At 62.9% G+C, this 13273-nt stretch carries 12 protein-coding genes; 3 read left to right on the top strand and 9 right to left on the bottom strand.

Going from position 1 to position 13273, the window contains the following annotated elements:
- From BLR71_RS17145 to BLR71_RS17115, 7 genes are all read right to left on the bottom strand, one after another.
- On the bottom strand, nt 1-451 hold a 451-nt coding region (locus BLR71_RS17145), incomplete at its 3' end, for an aldehyde dehydrogenase family protein (RefSeq protein ID WP_139172687.1).
- A 46-nt stretch (nt 452-497) separates the two neighbouring features.
- A complete protein-coding gene (locus tag BLR71_RS17140; protein WP_092529051.1) occupies nt 498-1670 on the bottom strand; it encodes a fumarylacetoacetate hydrolase family protein in 1173 nt (390 codons plus the stop codon).
- 32 nt (nt 1671-1702) lie between these two features.
- The gene (locus BLR71_RS17135; RefSeq protein ID WP_092529049.1) at nt 1703-3130 is read right to left on the bottom strand and encodes an FAD-binding oxidoreductase; all 1428 of its coding nucleotides are present in this window, start codon (nt 3128-3130) and stop codon (nt 1703-1705) included.
- A gap of 26 nt (nt 3131-3156) precedes the next feature.
- On the bottom strand, nt 3157-4413 hold the full coding sequence (locus tag BLR71_RS17130; protein WP_092529047.1) for a TRAP transporter large permease: 1257 nt from the start codon (nt 4411-4413) through the stop codon (nt 3157-3159).
- Nucleotides 4410-4901, bottom strand: coding sequence for a TRAP transporter small permease (locus BLR71_RS17125; RefSeq protein WP_092529045.1), 492 nt, complete (start codon nt 4899-4901; stop codon nt 4410-4412). Before BLR71_RS17125 ends, BLR71_RS17130 begins: the two co-directional genes overlap by 4 nt.
- Before the next feature lie 60 nt (nt 4902-4961).
- Nucleotides 4962-6014, bottom strand: a complete 1053-nt coding sequence (locus BLR71_RS17120; protein ID WP_092529043.1) for a TRAP transporter substrate-binding protein — start codon at nt 6012-6014, stop codon at nt 4962-4964.
- A 198-nt stretch (nt 6015-6212) separates the two neighbouring features.
- Nucleotides 6213-7517, bottom strand: a complete 1305-nt coding sequence (locus tag BLR71_RS17115; RefSeq protein ID WP_092529041.1) for an L-fuconate dehydratase — start codon at nt 7515-7517, stop codon at nt 6213-6215.
- A 306-nt stretch (nt 7518-7823) separates the two neighbouring features.
- Between BLR71_RS17115 and BLR71_RS17110 the strand changes: the two genes are divergently transcribed.
- Together BLR71_RS17110 and BLR71_RS17105 are read left to right on the top strand one after the other, a co-directional pair.
- Entirely contained in the window at nt 7824-9353 is a 1530-nt protein-coding gene (locus BLR71_RS17110; protein ID WP_092529039.1) for a UxaA family hydrolase, read from the top strand.
- 68 nt (nt 9354-9421) lie between these two features.
- The gene (locus BLR71_RS17105; RefSeq protein ID WP_092529037.1) at nt 9422-10402 is read left to right on the top strand and encodes a GntR family transcriptional regulator; all 981 of its coding nucleotides are present in this window, start codon (nt 9422-9424) and stop codon (nt 10400-10402) included.
- 13 nt (nt 10403-10415) lie between these two features.
- Here BLR71_RS17105 and BLR71_RS17100 read toward each other — a convergent pair whose 3' ends face one another.
- Complete coding sequence (locus BLR71_RS17100) at nt 10416-11354, bottom strand: NAD(P)-binding domain-containing protein (protein ID WP_139172686.1); 939 nt, start codon at nt 11352-11354, stop codon at nt 10416-10418.
- Nucleotides 11355-11503: 149 nt separating this feature from the next.
- Between BLR71_RS17100 and BLR71_RS17095 the strand changes: the two genes are divergently transcribed.
- Nucleotides 11504-12487: a LysR substrate-binding domain-containing protein gene (locus tag BLR71_RS17095; RefSeq protein WP_092529033.1), complete on the top strand. Its 984-nt coding sequence runs from the start codon at nt 11504-11506 to the stop codon at nt 12485-12487.
- 75 nt (nt 12488-12562) lie between these two features.
- On the opposite strand, the gene BLR71_RS17090 is transcribed toward BLR71_RS17095, so the two are convergent.
- Nucleotides 12563-13273, bottom strand: a 711-nt coding sequence (locus BLR71_RS17090; protein ID WP_139172684.1) for an aldehyde dehydrogenase family protein, incomplete at its 5' end; no start/stop codon positions are given.

Genomic DNA, 13273 nt, shown 5'->3' with positions numbered 1-13273 from the left:
GGCCCAGGGCGATATGGCGCTGGCGCAGGTCGACCCGCGGCATTGGTTCGCGTTCGGGCAAGGCCGGGTCGATGCGCACGTCCAGCCACTCGCCGTCGCGTACCACCGAGGCGAACAGGCGTAGCTGGCCGCAGGTACGGCCGCGCTCGCCTTGCAAGCGGGCCTGGGGCAGGCCGGACTCGGCCACGCCGCGCTCGATCAGCGTATCGCCGATGGCCTCGATCTCGTCGGCGATGGTCTCGAGGAAGCGCGCCCGCGCCTCCAGGCCGGTCTCGCGGTAGGTCTCGAAGGCCGCCCAGGCCAGCTCACAGGCCTGTTCGACCTCGGCCTTGCTGCCGGCGGGGTAGCCCGGCGACAGGGTCTCGCCGGTAGCGGGATTGATGGCGTGAATGGCCTGGCCATTGGCGGTCACGGCGCGTTGGCCGATCAGTTGCGTTCCTTCCAGAGTCATGTTGCCTCCTGGCGCATTGATGAAATGGCGGTATTGGTTGCAAAGGTTATTGATGGCCACGGGTAGCGAGATGCGCAAACAGCGCGCGCAGGCCGAAGGTCCAGGGCGGCAGCAGATCGCTGCGGCCGACGTGATTGACCAGGGCGCCAAGGCTTGGGGTGGCAATGGTCACGCGGTCATTCAGGTGATGGGTAAAGCCCTGGCCCGGACCGTCGCGGTCCTGAACGGGGGAGAACATGGTGCCGAGGAACAGCATGAAACCGTCCGGATATTGGTGGTGGGCGCCCCGGGTCTGTGCCACCAGGTCCATGGGGTCGCGGCTGATCTCGCGCATATCGCTCGAGTCTTCCAGCAGGAAGTCGTCGTCGCTGCCTTCGATGCGCAGTGACACCTGAGCCTGGCGCACCGTATCCATCGTGAAGTGCTCGTCGAACAGGCGGATAAAGGGCCCGATGGAGCAAGAGGCGTTGTTGTCCTTCGCCTTGCCCAGCAGCAGGGCGCTGCGTCCCTCGATGTCTCGCAGGTTGACGTCATTGCCGAGGCTCGCCCCTTTCGGAGCACCGAAGGCGTCGACGGCCAGCACGATTTCCGGTTCAGGGTTGTTCCAGCGCGACGCGGGATGAAGGCCGACGGTGTCGCCGAAGCCCACCGAGGAGAGCGGCTGGGCCTTCGAGAACACTTCGGCATCTTCGCCGATGCCGACTTCCATATATTGAGACCAAGCGCCTCGCGCCTGGAGATCGGCCTTCAGGGCGAGGGCCTGAGGCGAACCCGGCTGGATTCGCGACAGGTCGCCACCGATCAAGGACTGGATCTCGCGGCGCAGCTCACTTGCCCGTTGCGGGTCGCCGCCTGCCTGCTCTTCGATGACCCGCTCGAGCAGGCTCACGGCGAAAGTGACGCCGCATGCCTTGACCGTCTGCAGGTCACAGGGCGCGAGCAGTCGAGGGGCGTCTTCAGCACCGTTGAGGGCGGCTTTGAGCAGGGCATCGACCTGGCCCAGCGATTCCCCTGCTACGTCCTTTACGAAGGCGGCGGGATCTTCCAGGTCGAGCAGGTCGGCGACGGTGGCGATATGGGCGGAGATATCCAGCACTTCGCCACGCCGTACGACCACGATGGCCGGGCCTGGCTGTGGTGTATCGCGCCAGACCCGACCGATCAGCAGGGCTTGGTCGAGGTCTTGGGGAAGGCAGTGATGAGGATCGGTTGGATGCATGGTCATTCCTGTAGCTGAAAGGGCCTGGCGAGTCATGCCCGGCGGGGCAGAATTCGTCCGGCGGCCATCAGGTCGTCGGGGTCGAAAAGGGTCTTGAGGCCGGTGATCAATTCGCGTTCGAGATCGCTGAGGCCGTCCAGAAAAGGGGCCTGTTTGACGCGGCCAATGCCGTGTTCAGCGCTAATGCTGCCCTGGTAGCGCTCGACAATGGCGAACAGCTCGCCTTCGAGCTCGTGAAGCAGGGCCTGCTTGGCGGCGAGATCCAAGTCGGGAGGCGGTAGCAAATTGAAGTGCAGGTTGCCGTCACCGATATGGCCATAGGCGATGATCTCGGTATCCGGCGAGCGAGCGATCATGGCTCGGCTGGCCTCGTCGTAGAACTCGCTGAGCGATGAGATCGGCAGTGAGATATCGGTACGAAGATGTTCGCCGCGGTGCTGCTGGCCCTCGACCATGTATTCACGGATCTGCCAGAGGCGGTTGGCCTGGGTATCGTTAGCGGCGAGAACGCCATCGAGCACATGACCGTCCTCCATACCCTTCTCGAAGAGGTGCTCGATCATGGCATCGAGATCGACCGGGCCGCTGGCGGCGACTTCGAACAGCACGTAGACCGGGTACGCGCTTTCCAGCGGATCGGATAAAGAAGGCGCCGCCTCGAGGGCAAGCTCCAGGCAGGCACGCGGAATGAGCTCGAACGCGCACAGCAGGTCGCAGCAACTGCGCCGTGCTTGAGCATAGAGCGCCAGCGCAGCGGACACATCGGGAACCGCGACCAGTGCGGTGCGACTGGTCTCGGGCTTGGGGAACAGCTTCAGCATGGCGCCGGTGACGATACCCAGTGTGCCTTCGGCGCCGATGAACAGCTGCTTGAGATCGTAACCGCGGTTGTCCTTGTGCAGGGCATGCATGCCGTTCCAGATTCGCCCGTCGGGTAACACCACCTCGAGGCCCAGCACTAGCTGACGCATCATGCCGAAGCGCAGTACGTTGAGGCCGCCTGCATTGGTGGCGATATTGCCACCGATCTGACAGCTTCCCTGAGCCCCCAGGCTCAGCGGGAAGTCGCAGTCGCTCTCTGCGGCGGCGTCCTTGATGGTCTGAAGCACGCAGCCGCTGTCCACGCTCAGCGTGAAGTTGAGGGGATCGATGTCCCTGATCCGGTTGAGCCGCTCCAGGCTGATCACCAGTTCCGGGCGCTCGGCATCGGGCAGTGCGCCACCGACCAGGCCGGTATGGCCGCCCTGAGCGACCATTGGTACCTGGTGGCGATGACAAAAACCGACGATGGCCGCAACCTCTTGCGTGCTGCGTGGACGAGCGACGAGCAGCGGCTCGCCGAGACGCTCGCCGCTCCAATCGGTGGTGTAGCGAGAGGTGTCAGCCGTTTCGCTGATGACGCCGCTCTCGCCCATCAACTCGGTCAAGAAGGCGCTTAGCGTGTTCTGGTCAATGTTCATGCGCGGTCTCCTGTCGCAATGCGCGATCACTGATGCCAGAGGATCAGGCCGGGAAAGAGCAGGAAGGCCGCCAACAGCAGCAGCAGGGTCAGATAGAAGGGCAGCAGGCTCTTGACCAGTGCTTCCATGCCGACCCGACCGACGCCGCAGCCGACGTAGAGCACGGTGCCAACGGGCGGGGTGATGAGGCCTAGACCGAGGATGAACGACATCAGCACACCGAAATAAACGGGGTCGATGCCAAGCTTGACCACGACCGGTGTCATCAGTGGCGCCAGGATCACCATGGCCGGCGTGAGGTCCATGAAAAAGCCCACCACCAGCAGGAAGAACGACAGCAGCAGGAGCAGCAGCAGCCGGTTCTCGGTGATCGCCGACAGGCTAACGACCAGTTGCTGGGGGATCATATTGGCGGTCAGCAGCCAGGCCAGCACACTGGCGAAGGCCAGCAGCAGCATGACGACGCCCGTCAGTCGGCCGGTAGCGATGCACAGTGAGAAGAAAAGGCGCAGGGTGAGGCTGCGGTAGACGAACATCGACACCGCGATGGCATAGATCAGGGCGACGGCCGCACTCTCGGTGGGCGTGAAGACGCCGGAGAGGATGCCGCCGACGATGATCACCGGCAGCAGCAGCGCTAGCAGCGCGTCCTTGAGCGCCAGCCACAGTTCGCGGATATCGAAGGGCTGCGCCTTGCCGGTCTTCTTGGCCTGGAAGAAGGTGGTGATCGCCAGCCCCAGAGTAATCAGGATGCCGGGCAGAATGCCGGCCATGAACAGCGCCGAGATCGACGTATTGGTCACCACGCCGAACAGAATCATCGGAATCGATGGCGGAATGATGATGCCCACCACCGAAGCCGCGACCACGATGGCGGTTGCCATCGAGGCACTGTAGCGGTGCTGCTTCATGGGCTCGATCATCATGCTACCCACGGCAGAGGCATCGGCGACCGCCGAGCCGCTGATGCCACCGAAGAACATCGAGGTCAGAACGGCCACCTGCCCCAAGCCGCCGGAAATGAAGCCGACCAGGGCGCTGGCCAGCCTCACCAGGCGCTTGGCGATGCCGCCTTGGCTCATCACCTCGCCGACCAGGATGAACAGCGGAATCGCCAGCAGCGGGAAGGAATTCAGGCCGTTGACTGCCTGAGCGACAATCGGTGATAGCGAGTAGTCGGCATAGAAAAAGATGAACAGGCTGATGGCGGCCAGCCCGAACGAAATGGGTAGGCCGATGACGATGCAGATCGCCAGGCCGATGAGGATACTCCACAGAATCATTGCGGCTGCCCCCTGAGCAGGTGATAGAGCGCCAGGCTATTGGCGATCAGCGTGAGCACTGCCATCACGGGCATGGCGCTGTAGAGCACGGTCCCGGGGATCTGCAGCATCGGCGTGGCGCTGGTGAAGCCAGAGATCTGATCCCAGAAACCCAGCAGGATGCACACACAGACGACATAGATGATGATGATCGACAGCAGCGAGAACAGCTTCTTGAGCGGGGTCGGCGCCTTGTCCTTGAAGAAGCTGACGGCGACGTGCTCCCGATCGATGCTGCCGAGGCCGGCGCCCAGCAGCACTAGCCATATGAACAGCACGCGGGAGAGCTCTTCGGCCCAGGCATAGGAGTAATTGAGCACGAAGCGGCCGAAGACGTTGGCCACCACACAGAACACCACACCCACCACCAGCAGGCCGACGGCGACCTCCAGGCTGGTTTTGAGCAAGGCGAGCATGCGGCGGGACGTCGAGGGGGAAGATACGTTCATGAAGCCCTCCGGAAATGACGCGTCGGGCGGGAGTAGGCTCCCACCCGACGGCTGCGATGGTTACTGCGAGGCAGCGCGGACTTGGTCAATCAGCTCGCCGCCGATCTGGTCACGCCAGTTGTCGTAGACCGGTGCGACCTTGTCCTGAAAGGCTTTCACCTGTTCCGGTGTCAGCTCGGTGATCTGCATGCCGGAGTCGGCGAGGTCCTGCTTGATCTGGTCGTTCATGCTGCGACCGACGTGGCGCTCGTATTCGCCCATCTGCTGGGCAGCATCGCGCAGCAGCTGCTGGTACTCAGCCGGCAGGCGCGACCAGAAGCGCTCAGAGACCAGGGTGATGAACGGGGTGTAGACGTGGTTGGTTTCAGTGGCGTAATCCTGAACCTCGTTGAAGCGCGAGGACTGGATGGTGATCCACGGGTTTTCCTGGCCATCGACCACGCCCTGTTCCAGTGCGGTGAAGAGCTCAGCGAAGGACATCGGCGTCGGGTTGGCGCCCAGGGTGCGCCAGATATCCAGGTGGATGGGGTTCTGCATGGTGCGAACCTTGAGGCCCTCGAGATCCTCAGGTGCCGTCACTTCCTGTCGGCTGTTGGTCAACTGACGGTAGCCGTTCTCGGCCCAGCCGATCGCCACCAGCCCGTTGGTCGATGCCTCATCCAGCATCTGTTGGCCGATGTCGCCATCCAATACCTGGTCGGCCACGTCCGGGGTGGGGAACAGGAAGGGCAGGTCGAAGAGCGCGAACTTCGGGAACATGCTGACCAGCGGCGAGGTCGATGGCGCGGTCATCTCCAGGGTGCCGGACTGCAGGGCGCTGACCGCCTGCAGGTCATCACCCAGCTGAGCGCCGGGGAACAGTTCGACCTGGATGTGGCCATCGCTGCGCTGTTCGACGATCTTTTCGAAGTACTCTAGACCGCGGTACTGAGCACCGGACTGGGTGGTACCAATGCTGAACTTGATCTTGAAATCGCCATCGGCCTGGACAACGTCGCCCTGGACGTCGGGAATCGGCGGCATTTCAGGTGCGGCATTGGCCTGCAGGGCGGTCAAACCCAGCAGTGCGGCACCGATCATAGAGGTCACACGCGTCATTGTGGTTGTTGTCATGCTTGGCTCCTTGGTGTGGCTGGCGTGTCTACAACACGCGGCGTGTTGGCCGAAAGCGGCGCGCTGCATATCGGCCGAGGGTGAACACGCTACTTAGCTATGTTCACCACAAGATTTTATATGTTCAACTTACACGACAGGTCACGCAATGAGACTTGGCCATTGGTCGTAGTGCTGTGGCAGACGGCGACGATACGGTCATTCCTGCCAGGCCTCGCCATCGGGGAATTGGAAACGTGCCAGTGACTCTGGGTGCATGGTGATGCTGTAGCCGGGCGCTTCGGGTACCAGGTAGCGGCCCTTGTCGATACGAACCGGGTCGACGAAGTGCTCGTGCAGGTGGTCCACGTACTCGAGCAGGCGGCCCTCCAGCGAACCGGACACGGCGATGTAGTCGAACAGGGAAATGTGCTGGGTGTATTCGCACAGCCCGACCCCACCCCCGTGCGGACAGACCGGCACGTCGTACTTGGCGGCAAGCAGCAGCACCACGATCACCTCATTGAGGCCGCCCAGGCGTGCGGCGTCGAGTTGGCAGAAGTCGATCGCATCGGCCTGAAGAAGCTGCTTGAACATCACCCGGTTGTGGCAGTGCTCGCCGGTGGCGACGCCGATCGACGGGGCCAGGCGGGCGCGGATCTCGGCATGGCCGAGGATGTCGTCCGGGCTGGTAGGCTCTTCGATCCATAGCGGCGCGTACTCGGCCAGGCTGCGCATGTTGGCGATCGCCTCGTCGACATCCCACATCTGGTTGGCATCCATCATCAGGGTGCGCTGCCAGCCGATTTCTTCACGCAGGATTTGCGCGCGCCGCCGGTCCTCGGTCAGGTCGCCACCGACCTTCTGCTTGAAATGCTCCCAGCCTTCCGCCAACGCCTCGCGGGCCAGCTGACGCATCTTGTCCTCGGAATAGCCGAGCCAGCCCGCCGAGGTGGTGTAACCCGGGTAGCCGGCCTCGCGCATGTGCGCCTCGCGCTGCGCCTTGCCGGCCTCGTTGCGCTTGAGAATCGCCAGTGCCTCGCCCGGCGTCAGGGCATCGCTGACGAAACGGAAGTCCAGGCAGCGCACCAGCTCTTCGGGCGTCATGTCGGCCAGCAGCTTCCAGATGGGCTTGCCCTCGCGCTTCGCCCACAGATCCCAGACGGCGTTGACGATGGCGGCACAGGCAAGGTGGATGACGCCTTTCTCTGGCCCCAGCCAGCGCAGCTGGCTATCTCCGCTGGTCAGATCGCGCCAGAAGCGGCCCATATCGGCGGTTATCGTCTCCAGTTCGCGACCCACGATGCGTGAGGCCAGGGAGTTCACGGCGGCGACGCACACCTCGTTGCCACGACCGATGGTGAACGTCAGGCCGTGGCCTTCGTGCCCGTCGCCGGCATCCGTCGACAGAATCACGTAGGTGGCCGAGTAGTCCGGCGCCGCATTCATGGCGTCCGAACCGTCCAGATCACGTGAGGTCGGGAAGCGGGTGTCGCGCACTTCGAGGTGGGTAATGGTGGTCATCTTTGCTGCTCCTGTGAGGTCGTTCTCCCGGTCGGGGCCGGGCCAAGCGTCCTAGCAGCCTACGTCGACTTTTTGATTTCCATCCAATCGAAAATAAGTTTAATCGATTCGTTTTGGTTATCAGTTCGTCCGTGCCTCCGTCAGTGCCGCCTCGCCCCGTGGGGCGCGTACGAGGCTGGCATCACAAGCTCGCCGTAACGGGACGGGAGGGAGCGGTTCCTATTTTTTGATTATTGTGTGCAATAGTCATTGTGTGGAAGTATGCGCGATACAAGACCCCAACAATCGCTTTCTCGAGGTGCAGGTATGGAGCTCATCAATGATTCGCAGGCGGTGGTCAGGCTGAATGCCGCCGACAATGTCGGCGTCGCCACCCGGGCGATTCCTCAAGGATTTCCTGTCGATGCTGGCCAGCACCTTGCCGCCCAGAACATCGATGCTGGTCACAAGGTGGCATTGGCGGCGATCGCCGACGGTGATGAGGTCATCAAATACGGTCAGGTCATCGGTGTTGCCAGTCACGACATTGGCATCGGCGAGCACGTACATACCCACAACTTGGCGATGCGCGAGCGCGATTCGTCGTTGACGAATTTCGTTCCGGCCGAGCAGACGCCTGTGATGGCGAACGAGCGGACCTTCGACGGCTACCATCGCGACAACGGCCAGGTGGGCACGCGCAACTACATTGGCATCCTGTCGACGGTGAATTGTTCGGCGACGGTGGCTAAGATGGCGGCGGAATCACTCAATGCCGGTGGAGAGATCGAGGCGCTGGGGTTCGATGGTGTCGTGCCGGTCACTCACGGATCGGGGTGTGCCATGAACACCGAATCCGACGGCTTCGCCTTCCTCGAAAGGGTGATTGCAGGGTATGCGCGCCACCCTAACTTTGCCTTCGTGCTGATCATCGGCCTGGGCTGCGAGACCAACCAGGTCAAGCAACTGGTCGAGAAGTCCGGTCTGGCAGACAGCTCGCGCATCTATTATTTCAATATTCAGGAGGCGGGTGGCACGCGGGCGAGCATCCGGCTGGCCAGCGACAAGGTGCTTGAGATGGCGCGCGCTCAGCAGCGCCCAGTGCGGCGCCCGGCGGCGCTGGAGCATCTGACCGTGGCGCTGCAGTGCGGAGGCTCTGATGGCTATTCGGGCATCTCTGCTAACCCGGCCCTTGGTCATGCCGCGGATCTGATCGTCAAACATGGCGGTAACGTGATCTTAAGCGAGACGCCGGAGATCTATGGCGCGGAGCATCTGTTGCTGGATCGCGCCATCGACAAAGAGGTGGCGATCAAGTTGCTCGAGCGACTTGCCTGGTGGAAGCATTACACCCGTATCAATGGGGCAGAGCTCAACAACAATCCATCGCCGGGCAACAAAGCGGGAGGCCTGTCGACGATCCTCGAGAAGTCGCTGGGAGCGGTGGCCAAGGGTGGTTCATCGAGCCTCAATGACGTCCTCGAATATGCCCAGCCGCGCCAGCGGCCCGGATTCAACTTCATGGACAGCCCCGGCTACGACCCGGCATCGGTGACCGGCCAGATCGCCTCGGGGGCCAATATGGTCTGCTTCACCACTGGCCGAGGGTCGGTATCGGGCTTCAAGCCGGCGCCTTGTCTCAAGCTCGCGACCAACACTCGCATGTTCGAGGCCATGCACGAAGACATGGACATCAACTGCGGTACCATTGTCGATGGGGCGGCGAGCGTCGAGAGCGTCGGCCGCGAGATTTTCGAACATATCATCGCGGTGGCCTCCGGCAAGCTCAGTGCCAGCGAGACGCTTGGCTATGGCAACAACGAATTCGTCCCCTGGATGGTCGGCGCTGTCACCTAAGCGCTGAGGCTAGTACGACAGGCGTTTTAGCGAGAGGATATGGCGCGTTTTCCTGGTCGAGTGTGTGCATGAGCAATACATTGAAAGAGCAGTTGTATCAGGCCCTTGTGCAAGGGATTGACCGGGGACATCTCGAGCCTGGGCTGGTGCTGCTGGAGGGCAATATTGCCGCTATCTTCGACATGAGCCGCTCTCCGGTGCGCCAGACCCTGAGCCGGCTGCATGACGAGGGCAAAATCTGTCGCTTCGACGGCCGCGGCTATCTGGTCGGTCGGGGAGGCGGGGAGGTCATTCGGCGCACCCTGGGGGCCGGTGATTTCCGGGCGGCGGGAGGGCAGGCATCAATCCAGCGCACTGAAGCCTGGCAGGCATTGGCCGAAAAGGTCGAACGCGACCTGGTGCTTTGCTCGATGAAAGGCCGCCTGGAGCTTAACGAACTCCAACTCGCCAAGACCTACGCTGTCAGCCGCACGACGACGCAACGTATCCTGGCCTCGCTGCAGTCCTTGGGAGTCGTCGACAAGACCAAGTACAGCAGTTGGAGCGTGATACCGCTGGACGATGAGCGCCTGCATCACCTGTACGACGCTCGTCGTCAGTTGGAACCCTTCATGATTTCCCGTGCCTGCGGCGTCCTGTTAGACCAGGAGCTCGACGGCTATCTCTTTCGGCTGGATGACGCCGCCCGGCAGTATCCGAATCTCGAGGGCGCCAGGCTCGATGCGCTCGAGAATGACCTGCACCAAGAGGCGCTGATGCGCGGCGGTAATCCGGAGATCATCACCATGCTGCGCCGCACGCGGCCTATCCTGTTGATCAGCAAGCACCTGCTTGGCGGTGCAGTGGAGATGCCCGCTGAGGACCCGCTCTTCACGGAGCACCGTCGGGTATTCGAGGCGCTGAGTGCGCGCTTGCCCAAGCAGGCGGGGCAAGCGCTCGACGAGCACTTGGCCAACGCCGAGACCAAGGTGAGACAACGCCTGGCCGACTTTCGCGAGGCCGGCGAGGTGGTGATGCCGCGCTATCTGAGCTGGGTGGAAACGCTCTAGGCCGTTTTTCCTATTATTCCACTGGCAGCCGGTTGAGTCGCCGCAGTTCGCGGATCAGCGCGCTGTGGTCCAGTTCGCCGTCGCCATGCGCGACGTGATCGTGGAACAGCCGGTTGACCAACTGGCTGACCGGTAGCTCCAGCGACAGCTGTTCGGCCAGTGCCATGGCGGTTTGGGTATCCTTGAGCTGCCACTTTGCCGGACCGCCCGGGGCATAATCACCCTCGATCATGCGCTGGCCGTGGACGCGCAGAATCGTCGAGTCGGCGAAACCTCCTTGCAGCGCTTCGCGGACGCGGGCCGGGTCCGCGCCGCCGCGTTCAGCCAGCAGCAGCGCTTCGGAGACCGTGGCGATGCTATTGGCGACGATCATCTGGTTGGCGAGCTTGGCCAGCTGGCCGCTGCCAGCGGGGCCGACATGCACCGGGCGCCCCAGCTCAGCGAGAAGCGGTTCGGCCTGTTCGAAGGCGGCAGCCTCACCGCCGGCCATGATCGCCAGGGTGCCGTCGATGGCGCCTCGCTCGCCGCCTGACACCGGCGCATCCAGGTAGGAAACGCCGCACTGCCGTGCCGCCTCGGCCTGTGTGCGGGCGGTTTCGACCGGAATCGAGCTCATCACGATCAGCGTGCTGCCGGGGCGCATGGCGGCCAAGGCCCCGGCTTCGCCGAGCAATACCTCGTCGCATACCGGCCCGGAGCTCAGCATGACGATTACTGCGGCGGTGTCCTCGGCTGCTTCCACCGGGCTGTCGGCCAGCGTGACGTTGCCTACCTCACACAGTGCAGCGGCCTTGTCGCGGCTGCGGTTCCAGGCCTTCACCCGCCATCCGGCCCGTGCCAGGCGCCTGGCCATTGGCCCGCCCATGATGCCGGTGCCGATCATCCCGATCGTCTTGTCATCGTGCATGCTAGTCTCCTGCGAAACGTCGTTCTTGTTGCGTGTCGTGGTCATGCGGCTTGGTATGGCATCTCTCACCAGCTTATGATTCGTTCGCAATTTAATGCCAACTTAGGCTCGTGGCGCTGTACCTCTTTCAGGTTATCAAGATGCCGTCGTGTCGCGAGCAAAGCCCCATTACGCTGGTAGGAGACCTCATCGCCATGGAAAGACTGTCATCCTCCAGCCTCTGTGGTTGGCTGCGTTTCAAGCATCTGACGCTACTGACAACGCTTGCTCAGAGCCGCAACATGCATGCGGCGGCGCGGACGATGCACTTGAGCCAGCCGGCGGCGAGCAAGATGCTGCGCGACCTAGAGGCCTATTTTGGCTTCGCCATCTTTGAACGCCTGCCGCGTGCCATGCAGCCTACCGAGCTGGGTGAGCAGGTGATTCGCCATGCCTGGCGGCTGGTGAACGATGCTGATCGTCTTGTCAGTGATATCAACGACCTGCGCGAGGGGGGCTATGGGCAGCTGTTGATCGGCGCTATCTCAGCGGCGGCACCTGAGATCTTGCCGGCGGCGATTGCCCGACTCAAACGCCAGCGGCCGCGGTTATCGGTTAGTTTACAGGAGCAGACCAGTGATCAGCTGTTGGCAGAACTCGAGTATAAGCGGCTTGATCTGGTGATTGGCCGGCTGACGCATGTCAGTCAGCATAACCTCTTTGATTTCGAACCATTGCTCGATGAGCCTCTGCGGGTGGTGGTGCGACACGACCATCCATTGGTGCTAAGTGATGAGGCGCCTGACCTAGCCACACTGAGCCGCTGGCCCTGGATCCTGCACCCCTTGACCAGTCCGATGCGTGGTGTGTTCGAGGCGGCGCTGGCCGAGGAGGGCGTGGCTTCGCCAAACGATGTCGTCGAGACCACCTCGATCCAGGCGACCCTCCAGCTGCTGCAGACATCCGACATGCTGGCGGTATTGCCGCGTTCGGTACTGCGACGCCCGTTGGAAAGCGGCCAGTACGTGATACTCGAGCGGGTGATTGGCAAACCGCTCGACTATTACGGCATCATCAGTCGGCGCGGTGAGCCGCTGTCGCCAGCCGCACAGGAGCTCATCGACCATCTGCGTGATCTCGTCGATAGCCTAGCTGATGATACTTCTGCCTTAGCGGAAGACTCGAACGCTCACACATGACAACGGGACGGCGGATGCCGTCCCGTAATGCTTTCACCTGTGATTCCGGTGACGCTTTTTCAGTTGAGCGTCTCCTCAGGCCTCACGCTTGCCGTCGACCAGGCGGCTGACGCCCGCCGGGTTGCCGTCACGCAGCGCTTCGGGCAGTAGCCCCTGGGGCAGGTTCTGGTAGCAGACCGGGCGCAGGAAGCGGTGGATCGCCGCGCTGCCCACCGAGGTGGTGCGTGAGTCCGAAGTGGCCGGATAAGGCCCACCATGGACCATGGCATGACAGACCTCGACGCCGGTCGGCCAACCGTTGGCCATCACCCGGCCGGCACGACGCTCCAGCACCGGCAACAGGCCGCGGGCCGCCTCCAGATCGCCATCATCCATCTGCAGGGTCGCGGTGAGCTGGCCTTCTAGGTGCTCGGCCACACGCTTCACCTCGGCCTGATCGGCACATTCCACCACCAGCGAGGTGGCCCCGAAGACCTCGGCCTGCAGGGCCTCGTCGGTCAGGAAGTCCTCGGCGGAGGCCACGAACAGCCCTACCTGACAGGCATTGGGGCCGTCGCCGGCCGGGCCGCGCGCCACTTCGCGGGCATGGCTGCTGGCCACCAGGCCATCCACGCCCTGGGTGTAGGCCTCATGAATGCCCGGGGTCAGCATGGTCTGGGCGGCAGCGCCCTTCACCGCCTCGCCGGCAGAGGCCACGAAGGCATCGAGTGCTTCGCCCTTCACGGCGATCACCAGGCCGGGGTTGGTGCAGAACTGACCGGCGCCCATGTTAAGCGAGCCCACGAA

Source organism: Onishia taeanensis (assembly GCF_900100755.1).
GTDB classification, from domain to species: Bacteria; Pseudomonadota; Gammaproteobacteria; order Pseudomonadales; family Halomonadaceae; genus Onishia; species Onishia taeanensis.
Note: the sequence above shows the minus strand (reverse complement) of the source record. Positions and strands in the feature narration are given on the sequence as shown.